This is a genomic window from Microcoleus sp. B4-D4 (genome assembly GCF_036705185.1).
In the GTDB taxonomy this organism is placed as follows: Bacteria; Cyanobacteriota; Cyanobacteriia; order Cyanobacteriales; family Microcoleaceae; genus Microcoleus.
In genome coordinates, this window is sequence record NZ_JAUBTX010000011.1 from 80,662 (window position 1) to 102,475 (window position 21,814).

At 44.9% G+C, this 21,814-nt stretch carries 19 protein-coding genes and 1 pseudogene; 10 read left to right on the top strand and 10 right to left on the bottom strand.

The genetic code is table 11. The annotated features are described in order from the left end of the window. Positions 1-37 precede the first annotated feature (37 nt). Together recA and QUB13_RS11815 are read left to right on the top strand one after the other, a co-directional pair. Positions 38-1,162, top strand: a complete 1,125-nt coding sequence (gene recA / locus QUB13_RS11810; protein WP_333380833.1) for a recombinase RecA — start codon at positions 38-40, stop codon at positions 1,160-1,162. 418 nt (positions 1,163-1,580) lie between these two features. Beyond that, positions 1,581-1,799: a type II toxin-antitoxin system Phd/YefM family antitoxin gene (locus tag QUB13_RS11815; protein ID WP_333380835.1), complete on the top strand. Its 219-nt coding sequence runs from the start codon at positions 1,581-1,583 to the stop codon at positions 1,797-1,799. On the opposite strand, the gene QUB13_RS11820 is transcribed toward QUB13_RS11815, so the two are convergent. Next, positions 1,796-2,575, bottom strand: coding sequence for an ISL3 family transposase (locus tag QUB13_RS11820; RefSeq protein ID WP_333380837.1), 780 nt, complete (start codon positions 2,573-2,575; stop codon positions 1,796-1,798). The genes QUB13_RS11815 and QUB13_RS11820 overlap by 4 nt on opposite strands. Continuing rightward, positions 2,497-2,949, bottom strand: a complete 453-nt coding sequence (locus QUB13_RS11825) for a transposase family protein (RefSeq protein ID WP_333380839.1) — start codon at positions 2,947-2,949, stop codon at positions 2,497-2,499. Before QUB13_RS11825 ends, QUB13_RS11820 begins: the two co-directional genes overlap by 79 nt. A gap of 491 nt (positions 2,950-3,440) precedes the next feature. On the opposite strand from QUB13_RS11825, the gene QUB13_RS11830 reads away from it, so the two are divergent. Beyond that, a complete protein-coding gene (locus QUB13_RS11830) occupies positions 3,441-3,770 on the top strand; it encodes an SMI1/KNR4 family protein (RefSeq protein ID WP_333380841.1) in 330 nt (109 codons plus the stop codon). A gap of 221 nt (positions 3,771-3,991) precedes the next feature. After that, positions 3,992-4,129, top strand: a pseudogene (locus QUB13_RS30440) (WD40 repeat domain-containing protein); the annotation flags it as partial. A gap of 187 nt (positions 4,130-4,316) precedes the next feature. Here QUB13_RS30440 and QUB13_RS11835 read toward each other — a convergent pair. The 3 genes from QUB13_RS11835 to QUB13_RS11845 all read right to left on the bottom strand — a co-directional run bounded on the left by QUB13_RS11835 (position 4,317) and on the right by QUB13_RS11845 (position 7,496). After that, a complete protein-coding gene (locus tag QUB13_RS11835) occupies positions 4,317-5,213 on the bottom strand; it encodes an alpha/beta fold hydrolase (RefSeq protein ID WP_333380843.1) in 897 nt (298 codons plus the stop codon). Between the two features lie 347 nt (positions 5,214-5,560). Continuing rightward, a complete protein-coding gene (dacB, locus tag QUB13_RS11840; protein WP_442922157.1) occupies positions 5,561-7,003 on the bottom strand; it encodes a D-alanyl-D-alanine carboxypeptidase/D-alanyl-D-alanine endopeptidase in 1,443 nt (480 codons plus the stop codon). A gap of 166 nt (positions 7,004-7,169) precedes the next feature. Beyond that, positions 7,170-7,496, bottom strand: a complete 327-nt coding sequence (locus tag QUB13_RS11845; RefSeq protein ID WP_333194879.1) for a (2Fe-2S) ferredoxin domain-containing protein — start codon at positions 7,494-7,496, stop codon at positions 7,170-7,172. A gap of 247 nt (positions 7,497-7,743) precedes the next feature. On the opposite strand from QUB13_RS11845, the gene QUB13_RS11850 reads away from it, so the two are divergent. The 3 genes from QUB13_RS11850 to QUB13_RS11860 all read left to right on the top strand — a co-directional run bounded on the left by QUB13_RS11850 (position 7,744) and on the right by QUB13_RS11860 (position 11,064). Then, positions 7,744-8,205 (top strand): CBS domain-containing protein, encoded by a 462-nt coding sequence (locus tag QUB13_RS11850; RefSeq protein ID WP_333380847.1) that lies wholly within the window; start codon positions 7,744-7,746, stop codon positions 8,203-8,205. A 190-nt stretch (positions 8,206-8,395) separates the two neighbouring features. After that, positions 8,396-9,070: a phycobilisome degradation protein NblB gene (nblB, locus tag QUB13_RS11855; protein WP_333380849.1), complete on the top strand. Its 675-nt coding sequence runs from the start codon at positions 8,396-8,398 to the stop codon at positions 9,068-9,070. 674 nt (positions 9,071-9,744) lie between these two features. Continuing rightward, on the top strand, positions 9,745-11,064 hold the full coding sequence (locus QUB13_RS11860; protein ID WP_333380851.1) for a CAP domain-containing protein: 1,320 nt from the start codon (positions 9,745-9,747) through the stop codon (positions 11,062-11,064). Between the two features lie 430 nt (positions 11,065-11,494). Here the strand turns inward: QUB13_RS11860 and QUB13_RS11865 are convergent, their stop codons facing one another. The 3 genes from QUB13_RS11865 to QUB13_RS11875 all read right to left on the bottom strand — a co-directional run bounded on the left by QUB13_RS11865 (position 11,495) and on the right by QUB13_RS11875 (position 14,026). Next, a complete protein-coding gene (locus QUB13_RS11865) occupies positions 11,495-13,135 on the bottom strand; it encodes a putative bifunctional diguanylate cyclase/phosphodiesterase (protein WP_333380853.1) in 1,641 nt (546 codons plus the stop codon). Between the two features lie 186 nt (positions 13,136-13,321). Further along, complete coding sequence (locus tag QUB13_RS11870) at positions 13,322-13,753, bottom strand: hypothetical protein (protein ID WP_333380855.1); 432 nt, start codon at positions 13,751-13,753, stop codon at positions 13,322-13,324. Between the two features lie 150 nt (positions 13,754-13,903). Next, positions 13,904-14,026 (bottom strand): hypothetical protein, encoded by a 123-nt coding sequence (locus QUB13_RS11875; RefSeq protein ID WP_333276957.1) that lies wholly within the window; start codon positions 14,024-14,026, stop codon positions 13,904-13,906. Positions 14,027-14,416: 390 nt separating this feature from the next. Between QUB13_RS11875 and QUB13_RS11880 the strand changes: the two genes are divergently transcribed. The 3 genes from QUB13_RS11880 to QUB13_RS11890 all read left to right on the top strand — a co-directional run bounded on the left by QUB13_RS11880 (position 14,417) and on the right by QUB13_RS11890 (position 20,337). After that, a complete protein-coding gene (locus tag QUB13_RS11880; protein ID WP_333380857.1) occupies positions 14,417-15,643 on the top strand; it encodes a hypothetical protein in 1,227 nt (408 codons plus the stop codon). A gap of 548 nt (positions 15,644-16,191) precedes the next feature. Further along, positions 16,192-18,663 (top strand): zinc metalloprotease HtpX, encoded by a 2,472-nt coding sequence (locus QUB13_RS11885; protein ID WP_333380859.1) that lies wholly within the window; start codon positions 16,192-16,194, stop codon positions 18,661-18,663. 1,110 nt (positions 18,664-19,773) lie between these two features. Next, a complete protein-coding gene (locus tag QUB13_RS11890; RefSeq protein ID WP_333088961.1) occupies positions 19,774-20,337 on the top strand; it encodes an RNA recognition motif domain-containing protein in 564 nt (187 codons plus the stop codon). Here QUB13_RS11890 and QUB13_RS11895 read toward each other — a convergent pair. After that, the gene (locus QUB13_RS11895; protein WP_333380861.1) at positions 20,334-20,480 is read right to left on the bottom strand and encodes a hypothetical protein; all 147 of its coding nucleotides are present in this window, start codon (positions 20,478-20,480) and stop codon (positions 20,334-20,336) included. The two genes, QUB13_RS11890 and QUB13_RS11895, sit on opposite strands and share 4 nt — an antisense overlap. A 204-nt stretch (positions 20,481-20,684) precedes the next feature. Continuing rightward, on the bottom strand, positions 20,685-21,698 hold the full coding sequence (locus QUB13_RS11900) for a tellurite resistance TerB family protein (RefSeq protein ID WP_333380864.1): 1,014 nt from the start codon (positions 21,696-21,698) through the stop codon (positions 20,685-20,687). Positions 21,699-21,814: the final 116 nt, after the last annotated feature.

Genomic DNA, 21,814 nt, shown 5'->3' on the forward strand with positions numbered 1-21,814 from the left:
CAACAAGCTCCGCAAGGGGTCTACCCGCGTACCGCAAATGGCAAAAAAAGAAGCTTCTACAAAAACTGCTGAAAACTCAGAAAAGCAAAAAGCCTTAACTTCCGTATTGTCCCAAATCGAGCGCAGCTTTGGCAAAGGAGCGATCGTCCGATTGGGAGACTCCACTCGCATGAAGGTAGAAACCATCCCCACCGGAGCCCTGACACTGGACATCGCTTTGGGTGGCGGTTTACCCAAAGGCCGAGTCATTGAAATTTACGGCCCGGAAAGTTCCGGTAAAACTACTTTAGCGCTCCACGCGATCGCCGAAGTCCAAAAATCCGGCGGTATCGCAGCCTTCGTCGATGCCGAGCACGCCCTCGATCCCACCTACGCCTCAGCATTAGGTGTTGATATTGAAAATCTCCTAGTTTCTCAGCCAGATACTGGCGAAATGGCCCTGGAAATCGTCGATCAACTCGTGCGATCCGTCGCCGTCGATATCGTAGTCATTGACTCCGTAGCCGCCCTAGTGCCCCGCGCCGAAATCGAAGGCGACATGGGCGACTCCCACATGGGTTTGCAAGCGCGTTTGATGAGTCAAGCGCTTCGCAAAATCACCGGCAACATCGGCAAATCAGGCTGTACCGTCATTTTCCTCAACCAATTGCGGCAGAAAATCGGCATAACCTACGGCAACCCCGAAACAACCACTGGCGGTAACGCACTCAAATTCTACGCCAGCGTCCGGCTCGACATTCGCCGCATTCAAAGCTTGAAAAAAGGTACAGAAGAATACGGCAATCGCACGAAAGTTAAAGTTGCTAAAAATAAAGTTGCTCCGCCTTTCCGCATTGCCGAATTTGACATTATATTTGGCAAAGGAATTTCTACTTTAGGCTGTCTGACTGACTTGGCAGACGAAATGGGAGTAATTCTGAAAAAAGGTTCTTGGTATAGCTACAACGGAGAGAACATAGCTCAAGGACGAGACAAAGTGATCCAGCACATGGAGAAAAACATCGATTTCAAAAATGAAATTGAGGAGCTAGTTAAAAAGAAACTTGAGACTGGTGCTCTGGTTTCTGCTAATTCTGTCGCTCCTATTGAGGTAGATGATGTAGATGATGTAGATGATGTAGATGATGTAGATGATGTAGATGGTTTGGACGAAGAAATCTAAGTTTTTTAGTCCTCAATTATTACTCGTTTACTGGTTGTTTACTCGTTACTTTCGTTCTTTGCGAAAGTAACGCTCAACAGCGACAAGCGAGCCTCGAATTTAATTTTCGCGCTCGAGGCTCGCTTGTCGCTTACACGGGTTAAGAGGGACACCCAGTAAACCAGTAATATCAATTCCGGCTGCACTGGAATGATATAGAGGACACGGCAGTGCCGTGTCCCTACCACGATCAATTGTAGGGACACGGCACTGCCGTGTCCTCCGTTTCTTTATATCATTCCGATGCTAACGGAATTGATATAAACCAGTAACACAGCCATAGAACCAGTAAATTGACCGGACACGATATGAGATTGGGATTGCCGAATATATTGCGGATTGCTATAGTTGTACAGTAAGTAGTACAAATGTCAAGTACATGAATATTGTTTCTTTTAGCGAAGCGAGAAATAACCTCAAGGCTGTTTTAGACAGAGTAGTGGAAGATACGGACTATACCATCATCACTAGACGGGATGCGGAGGATGCCGTGGTGATGTCGCTAGAGTTCTTTAATAGTTTGCTGGAAACAGTTCATTTACTCAAATCTCCCGCCAATGCTGGGGTCTTCTGGGTTTGCGGTGATAAGAAAGACTAATTAGAAAAGCAAGCTAATAGTCGAGCTCGAAAATTGTCGAAATTAACAAATCCATAGGCTTGACGCTTAATCACTTTGAGGCGAGTGTTGATTCCCTCCATCACACCACTCGTTGTTCGGTTCAAGAAATAGTTACAAATTCCATCGATATGATTGCGAAGCATGGTTAGGGTATCAATGTAAATCGATTGTGCTTTCTTAATCCATTCAAGCAGTGATTTTTTCCCCTCTTCCACACTATGATGACTTTCAAAAATATCTCTGAATTCTTCCTTCAATTCATAGGCAAGCTTAAGACGTTTAGATTGACTTAAAACTGTAGCCAATTTGATCCGCTCCTCTTCTTTTAAATCTACACCATTTCTCAGGACAATAAATCTGCTGCCTTTTCCTTTAATATTGCTTTGTATTCGGATTTTATTCAATTCCTCATTCACATATTTCATCACATGAAATCGGTCATAGACTACAATCGCATTCGTCCAAACTTTTTGGATCACTTTTGGAAAACCACCCCACATATCTACACTCACTTCTGATACCTGTTCACGAACCTCAATCGGTTGCTGCATAAGGATTTCCATGATACCTTGCTGTTCATGACTATCGATAACTTCAATCAATTGACTTTGGTCAATATCGGAGACTACAGTCACGAAATCTTGATGCCCTTTCCTCATACTAATTTCATCGATACTCAGACGTTTAACCGCTCCCCATGAGGCTTTTTTACTTGTTTTCGCTGATGATTGAAAATTCCTTGAACTTGCTCCCAACTTAATTCTCCCTCTCGTTTTACCTGTTCCACCGTTGTCACCTGAACACGGTGATAAATATACTCCTCATATCGTTGAGTATAACGCCGACCTTCATCAACAAAACACAGTTGCTCTGTGAAATATTTTTGACAATTGTTACAGTAGTATTGGCGACGAGGAATTTCCAATTCGATTAACTGACCTGAAATCGGTAAATCTCGAATCAAGATTGGACGAATCTGATGAAGTTCATCTGTGGACTGTTGACAGTGAGGACAAGTAGCATAATCTGTCAAAAAATCAACTTTTAAAATTGTTTTTCTATCATTTTTAATACATCTTTCAATCGTAATGCCTGGCAAATTGAGTAATCCGTCAAGATGAAAATCCATGAGCGACGCTCTAGCATAAAGTTCATATATTATACAGTTTACACCGCAAACCCAGAAGAGCCCAATGCTGCCCATTTGGAGCGTTCTATTGCTCAGTTTAAGCAGGGGAAAGTGGTGGAGCGAAATTTGTTGGATGACTAGAAAGTTAGCATGGACGGATGAGGCTTGGGGCGATTATTTATATTGGCAAGGGCAAGACAAGAAAAATCTGGTGTACCTCATGTTGGTGAAAGTCTATATATCATTGCTTTAAAAGGCTGCTACAATGCTTATTGAGTAGCTGGATAGAATTATCTTCTATCAATACAGTCTACTGTTGCATAATTTTGGAAAAACATTATTAGGACTTCAGTCCTATGAACTTGTTCGTGCGTATTCCGCACCACAAAACGTTTTTTATTGCGGTCAATTGACAGCACATGATATTACTAAGAAATGTTATAATTGGTCTCACAGTTTTTGGTTAACTAATACTACATAGAAAAATGGAAATGCAGAAATGGCAAAAACTACTGAAAATATTAGAAGTAACTATAAATTATCAACCGGGAATTTTAACAGAAGTAGAGCTGAGCCGAGTTGAAACTGAAATGCACCTAATTTTACCTGCTGATTATAAAGGATTTTGCCAAATCTTTGGTTCGGGAATATTTGGAGATTTTATAGCAATTCGGTGTCCAAGTAGCGACTTATTTTCTCGATCGAACCTAGCAACCAAATCCATAAAAGAACAAATTAGAGAATATCCGTCAAAGAACCATGAATGGGATCGAGAGCTTGAAAGTTTGTTTGTTAGATTCAGCTTTGATGTTTGGACATGATGATAGAGGTAACATACTATTCTGGGATTTGAGAAGTTATAAAGAATCCGATCGAAGTTACGATATTTACTGGGCTAAAGTTGATGAATTTGATGACAACATTTATAAAATTGGTCGAAGTTTTTTTGATTTTGTCTGTGACTTTTGTTTAGGAATGAAGGCTTTTGAATTACTTCCAGAAGAGTTATGGCCACTGCCTAAAGACATAGGTTTGAAGTTTACAAGTTACTCCCGACGGTACGCGCTTAGCTAGCGCTGCTGCCGACAGCACTATTATAATTTGGGAACTCAATACTTATAAGGTAATACATACTCTTAGCGGTCATAATCACGCTGTCTTAAGCATTGCTATTAGATAAATAAGTAGGGTGCGTCAGCTAGCATTATTTTCGTTACAAACCAACAATCTCAGAACTGACGCACCTTGCAAAAATCGGTGCGTCAGAAAAATACTTTCTGTGCAAATTGAGAATCTCGAATCTGACGCACCCTACAACTCAAAAAGGGGCCCCTGAGCCCGTTCTTACTTGCAAGTTTTAATTTTTTTTAGGCCAAAGCCAAAGGACGAGAAGAATTTCTTAAAAAATTCAGCAATTCTCGATTCACCGTTTGCGGCGCTTCCTGCTGAACCCAGTGACCGCAATTAGGGATTAATTTCAACTTAAACGGAGCTGTAATTAACCGATCTAAACCTTCTACAAGTGTGTGGCTCAAAAACGCATCTTCTTCTCCCCAAAGCACCAAAGTAGGCACTGTCACCGGTTCTAATTTCTGCCCCCAATGCCAAAGCCGCTGCGGGTGAAACATTTGCTGGTAATAATTCATCGCCGCAGCTAACACTCCCGGCTTTTCTAAAGCAGTCTGATAAATCTTAGTTTCCTCAGCGCTAAAAGCTCCTTTGCGAATAGCTTGACCCTGAAAAATATTTTGCACAAAATCTTTCAAATTTTGCCGGATCAACCATTCGGGGATGCCGGGAACTTGGAAAGCCAAAATGTGCCAACTGCGCCGGAGTTGGTCTAAATTGCTTGCCATTTCTTGCACTAATCGCTGCGGGTGCGGAGCGTTTAAAATTGCTAAGCGGTTGAGTTTTTCGGGGAATTTTTGAGCTATATGCCACGCGATCGCACCGCCGCAATCGTGACCGACAATGTGAGCTTTTTTATAGCCGAGGCGATCGATCAAACCGCGAATATCAGCACTCAGCGTATCCAAATCATAACCGCTGGCCGGCTTGTCGGAATCGTTGTAGCCCCGCAAATCCGGCACCACAACCTTGAAATGACGCGCTAAGGCAGGGATTTGATGTCGCCAAGAGTACCAAAACTCTGGAAACCCGTGCAAGAGCACAACGAGCTCGCCTTCTCCTTGGGAAACGCAGTGCAAGCGGATGTTGTTGGTTTCGACAAAGATGTGTTGCTGTTCGGAATCTAAAGACTGCATAAATTAAAAGTTAGACTTATGTTTCGGGAAGTACGGAACCCGCCGACTGCTAGCAGGTGAGTACAAATAAACATTAGATGTGTCGGGCGAGTTTTGCCTCGATTTTCTCGCTTGTATCTCGTGATTCTTAACTCGCGCCCGCCCTACAACGTACTATTGTTTTTTTGCCATTACTTACTTAGTCGGCTGAAACGACCGAATGGTTTTAATGTTTCTGCTTTTATTCTAGCTGCTTTTCGATCCCCGCTGCTGGAATCTAATTAAACTTAAAACTTGTAGCGTTTTGGAGTATCTGGTTTTTTAGGTGTAACTACTTATTTCAAATTGAGCGATTGAAATTTGTAGTTTTAACAGCGGCGGAGGCGATTCAATAATAGCACAATTTCGTCAGTTGCCGATCGCAATTTTGAAGATGGCAGGTCAGATTGATTGACGATGATGCTAAACACCAGCGGCTCGTAACTTGGAACTTCGATATATCCCGACAGCGCCGAAACTCCGCTCAAAGTTCCAGTTTTTGCTTGCAAATTGACGCGGCTTGATGTATAATTAAATCTATTTTTTAAAGTGCCGTTCTCGCCTGCGATCGGCAACGAGGCGCGGTAGACAGACGCAGCAGGTGAATTAGCCATCAATCTCAAAGTTTGCACCAAGGCTTCGGGACTAATCAAATTGTGTCGGGAAAGTCCCGAACCGTCGGCTAATATGTAGCTGTTGGGATTTACACCTAATTGAGTTAAAGCTGTTTTTAACTCCTTCAAACCAGTTTCATTAGTATCTTCTTGTGGCAGAGACATCTTGACTGTGAATTTTCCCAACAATCTCAATAAAACCTCTGCATAAAGATTGTTACTTTCCCGATTAGTTTCCTTCACCAATTCTGCCAACGGCGGCGATTCAACGGCTGCTAATTCTTGGTTCAAATTGCGAGCAACAGAGGCAACTAAAACCTGTTTAACCGGAATTCCCTCCGCCGTCAAGACTTGTTGAAAATTTTGTAAAAAATTATTGGCGGGATTGACAACTGCAACATAACTTGATTCAGATTCTGCACCAACTTTCAATTGTCCGCTAACTCGAATTGCGGGGCGATCGAACTCCCTGCCAACTTCAAGAAACTCAGATTCGTTGGGGGCGACTGTGACTGAATTGTTCTGAATTTGCCACTGATTGGCTAACTTTGGTTCGGCAAAAGTAACTTTTAGAGGTTGCCCGAGATTCTGCGGGGACAAAACAAGCTCGATCGCGTTTTGATTGAAAATTAAACTGTTAACCGGCGCGCCATAGCCAGCTTGCGCGTCTTCCCATTCCCAATTGCGATTGACTGCACTGCCTTGAAAATAGCTGTCATCGCCAATCAACTCGTTTACTTGACTAATTCCCCGCTGCTTCAACTGCTGCGCCAAGGATTTCAACTGAGGCTCAGCAATGCTCGGATCTCCCCTGCCGGCAACGTACAAACTCCCATTTTCGCCGCTGTAAACCGATGTCTTAATCCGAAAATCGGCACCGAGTTTTTGCAAAGCAGCGGCTGTAGTTAGCAGCTTGACATTTGATGCTGGAATGAAATATTTGGTTGCGTCGCGGCTGTAGAGAGTAGCGGTAGAAGATAGGGGTTGAATCAAAATCCCCCAGCGCGATCGGCTAAATTCAGGACGATTGGCGATCGCATCTACTTGCGCTCCCAATTCCCCAGGACAAATATCCCCAGCAACCGCCGACGTTTGCGCGATCGCCTGCGGCGAACGCCCCAGAACTAGGACTAACAAACTAACTGCAATTCCTTTGATTTTCAAAGCGCAATTTCCATAACAATAACTATTCAAATTAGCCCTTGTAGGGACACGGCATTGCCGTGTCCCTACGGGGATCGCTTCATAAACTTGCAATCTGCTGTAATAACTATTAAAATTAGATGCGCGAGAGCTGGGAATTGGCACTTCCATCAATTCCATTTTAATAATAATAACGCATATGAATTCTCGGATTGAACAGCGCCTCTACAGGTTTTCCCTCTTTGAGGTGCTCTTCCACGATCGACTGTACATCACTCGGTTTAACTCGACAATACCAAGTTTCGTCTGGGGTGACTCGCACAGTCGGGCCTGTGTTGCACTGTCCCTGACAGCTACAAGCTTTAACTATCACTCCTGCAACGGGTTGGGCTTCAAAGGCAGCGAGCACTTCTGCTGAACCATTTTTGAGGCAGGATTGATACTGACAAATTAATACACAGCGCTCTTCTGGTTGGGATTCTGGTGCTGGGGCTGGAGATTCTGGCATCGGTAAGGATTTATCGGCTCTTTAATATATCTTAACAATCTTGTGGGGTCGATCGCCCGCGTGCTTCTAGGCAAACTGCAGAATTTGTGAGGGCGATCGAAAAAAAGCTTTCAAATTCTGGCATTCAAACTTTTTGGGTGCTGCTAGTTGGTAACAAATCTCTTCGGCTTCGCTGCCTTTCTTGGGCCTGTGTCACGGTTTCCCTATATGATCGGATTTAGAGCAAAAAGTCAATCAACCGCCAATCATGCCCAAAACAGTAGCCGATGTGATGAGCCGCGAGCCGATTTTAGCGCGTCCCGAAATGCCTTTGAACGAAGCGATTAAAATCTTAGCCGATCGACGTATTAGCGGTCTTCCCGTCGTAGATGAGAATGACTTGTTGGTAGGAGTCATCTCCGAAACCGACTTGATGTGGCGGGAAACCGGCGTAACTCCGCCCGCTTACATCATGGTACTCGACAGCGTGATTTATCTAGAAAATCCCTCGCGTTACGAGCGAGAACTGCACAAGGCTTTAGGACAAACAGTAGGAGAAGCGATGAGTAAAGATCCAGTTACCATCAAGCCCGACGAATCTGTCCAAGAAGCTGCAAAACTAATGCACGATCGCAGCATTCACCGATTGCCGGTAGTCGATACTGCGGGCAAAGTAATCGGTGTCCTCACTAGGGGAGATATTATCCGATCGATGGCGGCCGATTCTTAATTAATTGTTGTAGTTGAAGGATTGTATCAGAAAATAAGTAGATCGCTCGGGAGCATCGAGGGTGAGAGCATTTGAGCGTGCATTCCGACAGAGATGTTCCCGATCGTTCCTTCAATCTCTCAGCTTTTGGCAATTATTTTTTTCCCAATTACCTTTTTCCCAATTACCTTTTTCCCCATTTAAAAATTCCATGAGCATTACCCCTGAGTCTGTCGAACAATTGTTGAATTCCGAGGATTTTGGCGAAAGGCTGCGAGGTGTCAACCAACTGCGACAATTAGAACCTGCGATCGCCTACAACTTGATTCAAATTGCGATCGGCGACAAAAACGTCCGCGTTCGGTACGCCGCCGTTAGCCAAATGTCAACCCTCGGCACGCAGAATCTGCCTAACGCTTTAGAGGTATTGCTTAACAGCTTGAACAACGACCCCGAACCCGACGTGCAAGCAGCAGCAGCCGATGCTTTGGGCGCTTTAAAATTAACCTCTGCTTTAGGAGATTTGGAGCAAGTTTATAGTAGTACGTCTGAATGGTTGGTGCAACTGAGTATCGTCGCAGCTTTGGGAGAAATGGGAGATCCCAAAGCATTTCCGATGTTAGAAAATGCCATAGGTTCTGAAAACGAATTGATCCAAACTATTGCCATCAGTGCATTAGGAGAATTGGGAGATAAACGCGCGGTGCCGCTGCTGCTTCCTTGCGCTTCTAATGCAGATTGGCAAATTCGTTACAGAGTCGCTCAAGCTTTGGGCAGGTTGGGCGGCACGGAAGCTGCTGCTGCTTTGGAAATTCTCGCGAAAGATGAGGTTGAGCAAGTTGCTCAGGAGGCTAAAATCGGACAGGAAAATAGTTTGAAATTGTGATTTTTGAGTTGGGGATTTTGCATTAATACCAATTTTCTAAAGTAGCGCTAGATATTACCCCCCCAACCCCCCCTTATACCAATTTCATGTAGCGCTAGAGATTACCCCCCCAACCCCCCCTTAGTAAGGGGGGGCTAAGATTTCATACATAGCACATCTTTATAAAAATGGTATAATTTACAATTTTTTGTGAATATTCTAGTAAAAAGTTAGCAAGGGCGATCGCACTTGTTGCCTCAAAAATCCGGCTTTTTTTGAGATGTTTCGTAACCGGATGCAAAATTCCCAGAAACCGGATTTCTCCCGCGCGCGATTCACACGCCGAACTCAGAAACCCGGTTTTTTTTGAAATGTTTCGTAACCGAATGCAAAACTCCCAGAAACCGGGTTTTTTGCCCCCGATTCGCCGCCCCTGCAACTGTCGCTACCTGTTAATCTCAAATCCTACCATTTGTATTGATGCAAAGGGCGATCGGACTAATTATCAACAAAACTACAGCCAAACTCTTGACATTTGCACTTTCACAACAGCTATAATCAAAATACATACAGCAGCGGCAGAGATTAACACAATGCTTGAATTGTAGGCCGCCAACTAATAATCGGGAAACTATCATTAAGACGGTAAGCCATCTACCAACACTCACCAAGTCTTAAAATTTTTAATCATACCCATGCTCGAACCACAAAATTTCGGTTCTCAGTCTGCAGACATTGTAACAGGAGAGCGATCGGTCTCTCAAATTTCCCAACCCACAACTAATCAAGACTTTATTTATAAAGTTTTGGAACTTACTAATATAGAACGCAGCAAATTAGGTTTTCCCCCCCTAACTTTAAATACTCAGTTACTGAGTGCGGCGCAAACTCAGAGCCAAAACATGGCACTGCAAGACTTCTTTTCCCATACTGGCAAAGATGGTTCGTCAATGGGAAGTCGGATTACTGCAACGGGCTATCAATTCAGGGCGGCGGCAGAAAACATCGCTGCGGGTTCTTCTACACCCGAACAAGTTGTATCATCGTGGATGAACAGCACGGGCCACCGGACTAACATTCTCAACCCCAATCTCAAAGAAATAGGAATCGGCTACTATTTCTTAGCCAACGATACTGGCACAGAAAACTGGAATCACTATTGGACACAAGTTTTTGCGACTTCTCTTGACGGTAGCGTCAATCCCGCACCAACTCCGACACCCGCACCAACTCCGACACCAACTCCGACACCAACTCCCGCACCAACTCCGACACCAACTCCCAACACATTAGTAGTAATTAATTCGCCAATACCGAATGCTACAGGGGAGGGCAGCCCGACAGCAGGGCCAAAGAATACAGCCAGCGACGGCAATTATTTCTTATCAGATAGTGCCGATACTCAAATACCGGCAAATGCTGCGGGATTGCCAATTTTTGCTCTTTCTGGTAAAGATAATCTCACTGGTGGAGAGGGTATTGATAACATTAATGGAATGCAAGGTGCTGATACAATTAACGGCGCTGGTGGCAATGATAGCCTATGGGGTGGCAAAGATTCGGATTCAATTGATGGCGGTGCTGGTAATGATTTTATCAGCGGTAATAACGATAACGATCGACTGATCGGATCTGACGGCAATGATACTATTCGCGGTGGGAAAGAAGATGATATTTTGATTGGCGGTAACGGATCCGATTTGTTGGCTGGCGATCGCGGGCAAGATGTTCTGACGGGCGGCGCTGGTAATGATACGTTTGTATTGGCAGGAGGTTTGTCTGCTGCGGCTGCTTTAATTAGTGCGGATGTGATTACCGATTTTGGGGCAGAGGATAAGATTGGTTTGACTGACGGTATCGGATTTGCCAACTTGACTTTTGAAGCTGTGAGTTTGCAGTTGGATGGAGGCGCAAGCGTCGCTTCTACGGCGATTAAGTCTGGTAGTAATTATTTGGGCATCGTGCAGGGTGTAAGTCAAAGTCAGCTTACATCTTCTGTTTTTGTTAACGAGTAAAAAACAGCATATCGAGATTTCCGACTTCTTGGAGAAGTCGGAAATCTAAAAACAAGAGCGCTTTATACCAATTTTTTATGAGGCTGCACATATCTCGATCCCCCCTAGCCCCCCTTAATAAGCAGGGTGGTTTTATTGTGGGGAGAAGAAATCTGAAACGACAGAAAGCACCGCTCAAAGCTCGCGTCTGGGACGCAAGTGTTATATTAATAAAGGTACGTAGTTGGGCTTTAGCCCTCTTTATATATACGTCTAAAGAGGGCTAAAGCCCAATTACGTACCTATTTCTAGGATGACAATAAAACCACCCTGCCTAGCCCCCCTTAATAAGGGGGGGACAAGATTCCGATCAAAGTCCCCCTTATTAAGGGGGATTTAGGGGGATCGAGATATGTGCAACGACCCATTAAATTGGTATTAGTCATTCAGCTTAAAAGTCTGTGGTAAGAGCGATAGATTCTGCATCAGACTGAAACGAGTCGTTTAGCAGTTTGGTGATTGTATCAGCGTTAGCAGGGCGACTGAAGTAAAACCCTTGACCTTCATCGCAGCCTCGCGCTTGCAGGTAGTCACGCTGATCCTTGGTTTCAATGCCTTCTGCGGTGATCGTTAACCGCAGACTTTTTGCCAGAGCAATGATCGCATCAGTAATGGTGGCGCTGTTCGGGTTAGACAGTACATCTTTGACAAAGGATCGATCGATCTTGAGCATATTAACCGGAAACCGTTGCAGGTAGTTGAGGGAAGAATAACCTGTGCCAAAGTCGTCTAGGGCGAGGGACACGCCAAGTTCTCGCAGTTGCGTTAAGGTTGTGACCGATCGTTCAATGTCAGTCATCAAGGCACTTTCAGTCACTTCCAGTTCTAAATACGCAGCTTCGAGTTCGGTCTCGGCCAAAATTTGGCGAACCATCTCAACCAGATTCGTTTGCTCAAATTGTCGAGCCGACAGATTCACCGAAATCCGCAGGGCTGGCAGCCCAGCCAGTTGCCAGCGACGGTTTTGAGCGCAAGCCGTTCGCAAGATCCATTCACCAATTGGCACGATCTCGCCATTGGCTTCGGCGATCGGAATAAATTTTACCGGAGAGACCAAACCCTCTGTAGAATGCTGCCAGCGAACCAGCGCCTCCGTTGCTGTCACCCGTCCGCCGTGCAGGTCGATCAGCGGTTGATAGTAAACCAGTAGTTCGTTACGCTCCAGCGCTCCGCGCAGGCTATTTTCTAGGGCCAGTCGCTCCTGTAACTGAACGTTAATTTCGGGTGAATAAAACTGATAGTGACTCCGCCCTTGCTGCTTTGCCTGATGAAGTGCGAAGTCGGCTTGCTGAAGAAGTTTCTCTACAGAATTCGTATTTTCTAGATGGTTCAATGTAATGCCAAGACTGGCGGTGATGTGGATCGGGTTGCCCTTGATATAGAAAGGTTTGATCAGCGTACTCAGCAGCAGTTGGGATAGCTTGACCACACTCTCCAGCGAGGGGAGTTCGCTGCGAGCGATCGCAAACTCACCGTCACCCAAACGCGCCAAGACATCTGACCCATCGATGCACTCTACCACCCGTTGGGAAACGGCTCTAATTAGTAAGTCGCATATCTCAGGCTCCAACGCATGGCGCATCCCTGGGAAATCATCAATACCCAATACCAGCAATGCGACCAAGGGTGAGTGATTTTGAGATCGGGTTTGATTCAGGCGATCGCAGAATAAGTCACGATTTGGCAATCCAGTCAGTTCATCGTAGTGGGTAATGTAATGAATTAATTCATCTAGTTTGTAAAGCGTTTGTGAGGAATTTGCCATCAGCGTACCGACTTCATCAGTAAACTTTGTGGGTAAGTTCGGCAATGTTCTGGTATCGAGGTAGTTTTGTAGAGCCTCCGAGGTTAAGATTACCGGAACCAGGAGGTGGCGTAGCGTATAAAGCGTTGCTGCCGTACCCGCTAATGTCGCCAGCAGAGCAATCAGCAGAACCCGGACTGATGTCTCTAGAGAGTAAGCGTTTGAGGTAAGAAACCAGACCATTAAGGTTAGCAAAGGAACGTGCGTGCCTAAAAAAGCAACCACCATAATTTTGGCAGTGTAGCTTTTTTTCAGCCAGGGGATATGCCCCAATAATGAGTATAGGTTAAGGTTAGGCTTTGGTTGCATAGGACTCGGTTTTAATTTTCAAGATGGGTAGAGTATCCAGCAGTATTGTACTAGGTGCGTTGGCTTCAGAAACGGCTTTTTTAAATAAGGAGCGATCGCCTCAAATCAAGCATCAGCATCCTCTACAAACGGTTTTCGCTCTAGCAAACTATCGAGGATAATATTGGTGTTGTATACTAATACCTTTAATTTTAGGTATTTCTCCACAAAACGTTCTTCTAACATGAGTGCAACTTCCGCATCTGTTGGCGGTGGCATATCTGTTTTCGCTAGCCCTCTGAGTCGCTTGGATGCACCTTTGCGATCGCCCCGCAATCTAATTTTAACTTCGGTATTTTTTGGGAGTGGTGCATCAGTTTTTGGTAGCCCCGTCATGGGTTCGAGGAAGTTATCTGGTAGGGATTGTGGGGGTCTGAGTTCCCGTCTGATGGACTCAAAAATCGCATTGACTAGAGCTAATCTGTCGGTAACTGATAGTTTGTGCGCTTCTCGGCTTAAGGGCAGCCAAGCTATTTGGGGTATTTGGGATTCGTTCATATTTTTGATATTTTGATATTTTCTGGGTCTATTTTAGCAAATTTAGGACTTACGCATAGGGCCAGAAACCGGGTTTTTTCGAGAATATTTCGTTGTGATTCCTAGATTTAGTAAAAAACCCGGTTTCTTTGTCTGATTCACTCGTTCCCATCAAGCTACTAAAGAACCTGCAACAATACCACCACCTAACACGCGATCGAGTTCTTCATAGCCTGAAGGCGATCGCGCTTGGTCGTTGTCGGTAATTTGCGAAACCACAGCTATTACAAACATATCGACTTTTTACTTTTGCCATTATTTAAATATATCGCCTACCTACTTACATGATTTTGTCTGGCTAATTATCTAAATGGGTGATTAGGCAGAATTTTTCTGTATAACTACCCCAAAATGGTGTGTTAGCAAGAAAGTTTCTGCATAACATGACATATGGGGTGATTAGGCAGAAATTTGACTTTCGGGCTAAATCCCCTATAGTCAGATTAGATGGAAATTTTCCGTCTAATACATAGTTAGCCCGCTGAGTTATCGGTGGGGATATACTGCAAAGCTATCTGCTTGTGTTCAGGGCTTAGTTATCGCCATATCTCGTGTATGGGAAAAAATACACTCATGTTGCTACAATAGAGCAAAATCGCTCAATCAAAGTTCAAGGTTTCCCAGATGCCTCAACAAAACCCGCTCGAACTTGCGAAACAAGGAAATCCCAATGCCATCGCTGTATTAATAAATCGTAATGTTAAGCCCAAAGGGATAACTGCAAAAGTTAGTCGCAAGGATGACTGTCTGAGGGTTATGCTCGAATCAAATCAAGTCCCCAACCAGGACAATCTGAGCGAGTTTATTCGCAATGCCATCCTAAAACTCGGAATAGCTGAACTTAATACTCTTCAGGTTCTTGGGCGACAGGTAGGTGATAAAGCTCCCGCATGGAGCCAGACAATTAACTTGAAAATGCCATCATCACCCCTAACCAATCAGGATGTGATATCAGAACCGCAAGATCTGCGCTCCCAACGCGTACAAAGTCCTATATCCTCTTCTCAAAACAATAATATTCTAACGGCTCAAAATAGTAATTTAGTCCCTCATTCTGGCAGCGATGCTAATCCAGAAGTAATTCTGCTTCGAGAAGCAGCACAAAAAGGAGATATTCAGGCTATTTCTAGTCTTATCGGTCGAGCAATTGCACCTCGGAATATAACAGTGGAGGCGACAATGCAACATGGTGTTATTTTGTGGTTGAAGATATATCCCCTAGCGACAATGCAACCTCAATCCTGCATCCAGGCTGTAACTGGCATACTGAATGATATTCAGCCAGATAAAGTACGTTCAGTAAGAGTTTCAGAGATTGCATCAGATAAAAAAACGGAAGTATGGAACCGATTTCTTGCTCTTAAGAATGGGAAATTTGTAGACAACACAACTTCTAGTAACATAGGTCTTGGAGTTTTTGTTGTCTTAATTATTGGTTTAGTTGGCTATTGCGCTCTCCCGAAACAGCCTACTACATCTCGCACTGCCACATCTACTGCGCCTACATCAGGTCAAGAGCAAAGTCAGTTGCAGCAAGGTAAGTGGTATGAAGGGGGCACGTTACATAACGCTGGTGCACTCGAATGGCAACAAGCAAGTTATGAGAATAAGTTGGCCACCTGTGCAGACATTGTTTCAGCTATGTGGCAGACAAAATCACTCAAGCCATCGATTCAGAACCAGATAAAGTCTATGGATGATATAAGGGTGCTTGCCCAAGAGCTTGTGACACAAATGGATGCAGTGATGAAAGAAAAATCAAATCCAGAGGAGAACAAACAGATTTATACAAATCAAAAAGTAAGTGATATTGCTGCTCTATTAATGCTATCGATGGGTTGGATTAAATGATTTAGTTTGTTGCATCCGAGGGCTAACAACGCCCATGCACGCCGACCGTCGAAAAATCATTGGTTTGATGCAGAGGTTATCTGCGGCGGGTGATGGGCATCGTTATGCCGAACCGATGCGTCTGTCTAGGTTGTCTGATTTCATCCGAGATTGGGCAAGCAAAAATAGTTGGTTTTGTTGTTGAGTTCGGAAAGGTTATTGGTGATCGCAAAAGTTAAGAATTGAGAAGCGATCGGGGCATAACAAATCATTGGAGCGGATAAAGGAGTAGGGTGCGTCAGACGGCAAAACCTAATTGTTTTGCATACACCAATTCTGACGCACCTTATACCAGTTGCAAAAAGTAATCCTACAAAATAAGTGTTGTTTGTTTTGTGAGTCCTGTTTTCCCGGTGCGTCGCTATGAGATTCTCGATCACATCCAGGGATTTTTCTAAGGCGATGCACCCTACGACTAAAGATCCATCCGTTACATCCCGTAGATTGCTAGTTGCCGAACTGCCGGAGGGTGAGGTTATCTTGGAAAAGACGCGATCGCAAGCACAGTCATGGCATCTCCACACAATCCAAATTCGGCGGATTCATCTCTGAAACAGTCTCTAGAGGCTGGGTTAGCTGCTTTGAAACAAAAAGATTACCAAAGCGCGATCGCCCTTTTAGAATCCGTCAGCCAAACCGCAGCAAATCAACCGCCCGGAATCCGCGCGCAAATGGGGTTAGTCGCTGCGTACAAAGCAACCGGCAATCTCAAAAGCGCGATCGCCCTTTGCACCTCCCTCAGCAAAAATCCTAACCCTCAAGTTAAAGCTTGGGCCGATCGCACTTTAAAAGAATTAACCCCGCCCCGCCCTCCAAAACCACCAGAAACTCCCCCCAAAACAGGCTTTGTCGCCTTTGATGACGGCACAAAATCGGCAGAAAATACGCTTGAGGGCGATGGCTTACGCCCCGCTTCGCTACGACCAACCGCAGACCAAAAAACCGGATTTTCACCCTTAGAAGCGACTGCCGCGCCAAAAACCACCAACTCCACACATATTTCACCGCCACCTCCACCCCCCAAACCACCGATTCGCCCCACCTCAGAAGAGGGCGATCACGCACCATCCACCGCCCCTACAGAAACCGCAACCGATGCAGAAACTAGCGGCGAAAATAGCCCTGGTTCCCCAACAGAAACTTACCAACTGACTTGGCGCGAAGCAGGGCGCACAAAAAACCCGCAGCGACTGAAACCGCTAAAATTGCTGAATTTTTGGATTGGGGCTGCTGTAAGCGCGATCGCCCTATTTTTCCTAGCGCGATTTGTCCTGCAATTGCTGTTGACAAACGCTAATTTTCTATTGCTTCAGTTTTACATATTTACAAGACTGCCTATTTTCGCGCCGATCCAAATTTTTTACCGCGATCCAACTCCCTTTGTGCAGATAGTTTTTGGATTGCTTTTGGCCTCATCTCCCTGGCTGACAGACGCGCTGCTAAAACTATTTTGCGGCATCGAAACCCTGCGCGGCTCAGTTTTATCCAAGCACAGCAAAGAAGCTAGTCGGGTACTCCGCAGTTTTTGTACCAAGCAAAATATGCCAACCCCTGTGTTGAAACTCTTGCCGCTGAATGTTCCTGTGGCTTTCAGTTACGGCTGTTTGCCCCGTTTTGCTCGGATTGCTGTGAGTAAAGGGCTGTTGGAACAGTTGACGGATGATGAAATTGCGACTATTTTTGCGCGGGAATTAAGCCACATTTCTCACTGGGATTTTGCGCCGATGTCGCTGGCGCTGCTGGTGATTCAGATTCCTTACTTGATTTATTGGCAAGCGGCATACTGGAGTGAGAGGTTGTGCGATTTAATGACGATCGACTTTTTGCGTTTTGCTGTGAGAAATTTGGCCGCTGCAATTTCTGCTATTAGTTACGGGATTTATAAGTTGTTGCGCTGGCCGATGTTGTGGCTGTCCCGCCGCCGGGTATATTTTAGCGATCGCACCGCTGCGGAAATTACGGGCAATCCTAACGGTTTGACGCGGGCGCTTGGTAAAATGGCGATCGGCATTGCTGCAAATATCGAACAGCAAAAACAAACTAGCTTTTTTCTTGAAGGTTTCGATTTGTTGTTACCCGTGGGAGTCGGACAAGCTGCAACCATTGGTTCTGCTGCGTTGCGCGCGCCGCTGTCACAGATTTTGCTGTGGGATCTCACCAATCCCGATCGCGTTTGGCTGACGGTTAACAGCACGCATCCTTTGCTGGGAGAGCGTTTGAAGCTATTGGAACTTTACGCGCAATTCTGGAAAATCGAGACAGAGTTAGATTTGGCGAGTCTGTCGCTGGAATCACCGAAGAAACGAAAATTATCTCTGTTTAAATCAATACTCGAATTTAAAGACTCAAAACTATTTTTACAGGGCGCGCCGTTTTTTGGGATTCCGATGAGTTTGGGCTTGGTGGTTTTGCTTTGGCTGATTGGCTGGATTTTCTCGCAGACGAGTATTTGGCGGCTGGATTGGCTTTTGGGCGATCGATCGATCTTTTGGGGCTGTTTGCCGATCGGATTTAGCATCGGTACTTTGATGCGGATCAATTATTTTTTCCCCGATATTACGCCGCGAGAAGCCGCTTCGCCGAGTTTGCCGGAAATTTTGTCAAATCCCGATGTTTTGCCCGTAGATGCTCAACCAGTGCAGCTTTCCGGGCAGCTTTTGGGTAGGACTGGTATAGAAAATTGGCTGGGACAGGATTTGATTTTGCAAACGGCGACTGGTTTGGTGAGGTTGCACTATGTTTCGAGGTTTGGGCCCTGTGGTTCTTTGTGGCCGCAACCTACTCGCCCCAGCGATTTGATCGGAAAACCAGTTGTGGCGACTGGTTGGTTGCGCCGGGGTGCTAATGTGGCGATCGACCTCGAAACCCTCCGCAGTCAAGGCAGCCTAGTCAGTAACAGCGGACATCCGATTTGGTCTGCGATTTTGGCTTTTGCTGCTGCTTGTTGGGGCGCATACATTATTATCCAAGGCGGAAGATGAGGGAATTTGGGATTTGAGATTGCACAAAAGGTTCGTAGTACGGACTTCAGTCCGCACTACAAACCAATAGAACTCTTGCAAAAATACAGTTCACCCCACCCCAACCCTCCCCGAACTCGCGGGGAGGGGGCAAGATTATTCTTGTTTCCCCCCGCAGGAGGGGGGACTTGCGGGGGGTGAATTTGACTTTTGCAAGATATATAATGCTCTTCCCTCTTCCGTCTTCCGACGGACTTACATCCGTTACATCCGTTACATCCGTTACATCCCGTACATTGCTCGTTGCCGAACTTCCCTCTTCCTTCGTAAACAAAAGTTGCTTTTTAAATGACATCCTGTTACATTTGTTTATATAAATTGGATAAAACAAAAATCGCAATAACTTCAGTGGGCTAAAACCGCTAAGGTATTGCGTAAAAATTGTCAACCTCCCAACACAGCAAGTTTAGCCAGCCGCTTGTCGGCTGTTTTTTTAGACTGGCAATTTTGCTGTGGGCGATGAATTCAGAAAAATGATTCTGATTGTTGTTTTCATCAAATTCGCCTGAAATATACCTAAATAGCTAGCTCTGTCACCCAGGTTGTGATACCTTTAAAGAATGGTCGGACGCTGCCGAGCCCGATTTAAGGGAGACCGGGTAAGCGAGCAGTTTTTAGGATTAAGAGCGAGATGAGGAGCGAGGTAAGATTACTGGGCCAAAAAATGTTAGCAATTTTATCCATCACTGTATTAAACTGAATACTGGCATTCCGATCGCTTGAAATGACATCCTTGGACATAAATTTCTACACGGCTCTGGCTACAAACATTCTGAATCAAAACCGCAAGCAAGAAATACAGAATAGCCAATAGCCTCAACATTTGAGTGATGACTAAAAGTTTACACAACAACCTGAGATTTCAAGGCTCTCTGCATCGGCGGTTAAGTTCCGGCCCGATCAGAATAAATCACCTTTTTTTTCTAAAAGGTGGGAGAATCTGTCAAGGTTGGTGGGAGGAATGTGCAAATTATGCGGTTATGCGGTCTTTCCCTGAAGTCAACATTCAGTTGACAGCAGGTAATTCGGTTCGAGCAAATTAATTAGAATCCTATTCTGGAGGAATTTTTCATGTCTATTCGTCTTTATGTTGGCAACCTACCCAAGGAACTCGATCGCCAAGAATTGCAAGAAGTTTTTGCACCCGAGGGCGAATCTGTTACCACAAAGGTAATTACAGACCGCAAAACAGGTAAATGTAGAGGATTTGGTTTTGTGACGGTGCTAACCGACGAACAAGCCGACCAAGTTATTGAGAAATATAACGGCTTGATGTTCAAAGAAAACCCGCTAAAAATAGAGAAGGCACTCCCGCGCTCTAAGGGTAAATCGGAGAAGGGCGAAGAAGATCAGCAGCAGTCATCGTCGCCTGCTTCACCGCAGTTGGCATCCGCATCAACAGCGATGCCGGTGCCTGCGCCGCAGCAACAGCAGCGCTCGGCTCCCCCAACTCAAGGTGGAGGCGGTTCTAGTAAAAGCAATCGCCGTCGGAGTGACAACAACAAGTCTCGCCGCAATCAGTCCACAACCACAGTGTCGAGCGCTGATTCTGGCTCGGTGCAGCCAGATCCGCGCTGGGCGAGCGCTCTGGAAGAACTCAAGCAGCGATTGCAGGAAGCTCAAACGACTAATTAATCGAAAATGGCGGCGAATTGCTGCTGTCTTCCGACTGGGGTTGACTGACTCTGGAAGTGCGATCGAGAACCGACTAAAAAGCCTGTTCTCGATCGCACTATTTTATTCCAACAACCTCTAAAATCAATTCCGGCTGCACTCATACATGATGTTAACGGTTAACAGTCAACAGTCAACAGTCAACAGTCAACAGTGAATTTACAATTCCGATGAAGAGAGGATTTGATATAATATCTAGCACCCCGCTAAAATAATCGTCACCGTATCATAGGGCTGTTAACTGCTTTAATATCCTGTCCCGTCAATTGACAACTATAAGATTGGATCGCAGAAGCTAAAAGTAGTGTTTATTTCTCCCCAGAGAATTGGATCGTCTGAATAAAATCAAAAATCTTATTCATAAGATCCTCAACCTCCGACTCAATAGAACCCAATTCCTCCTGCTTCTCATAAATTCGCTGACAACTCACCGTGTAGCAAAAATCGTCAACGATCAAAGCCATAAATCCCCGGTAAGCATCCATCAAAGTAAGTTGATCGTCATTTTGTGGTACGCTGACATTAGCACTCCCAGGCAAATCGGTCACTACCAAATAAGCATTTTCCTCTTCTAAATATTCACTGTAGAGTAACTGAGAATTAGCAAATTTAGCCAGAACCGTGTCATCAATAAACTTGTTAAGAAACAAAGTAAGATAAGCCCATTCCCCCGCTGATTCGATTAATTTTTTCACATCACCAGAAAGCGGGAAATAATCAATTTTCAGCAAAACACCAAAATCGTCAGAAAAAGCAACAAAGCTTTTGTCATCCTCAATTTTACCGCCTCGTTGCCTCTCAACAGGAATCGAAACCACAAAATTGCCTAGAGCAGAAAAATACAACGCCTCATCTGTCTCGATATCGTAATCTTCGAGTTTTAGTTCCGAGTATCCAGCAATTACATCCTCAATAATTGCCTTAGCTTCCTTATCGCCTACACCTAATACTTCTTGAAATTCCTTCAGAAAAGCCCGATGCTTCTGAGACACTTCGCCATCTGCGACAAACATTGCTGCGGTAATCGTAAAAGTATCCAACACCAACTCATTTGGGAGTGATTCACAAGCCGTATTAAATAATCCTCCTAAACCGTCTTTGGCAAGAATACCCGCGAGTTTTTGAAGAGTTGCTGACATATCATCCTCCGAGTATTCAGCAAATATTTCTGAATCCCAAATTCTGCTTATCAAGATATCAGCACTCACATCAGGGTAATTTGCCTCCGCTGCGACAAGTGCTACCGCCGCGACGGATTCCTCTACACGCAACTGCATTGATGATTTATCTTTGGACTTGAATATTTGAGTAAAATTGCTCACAGGTTTTGCTCCATTACAGTATTTGGGAAAAAAAAGTTTATAACTCAATACGGTTCACTTAAGACAGATCCCCCCTAGCCCCCCTTAAGAAGGGGGGGACAAGAATGCCCTCAAAG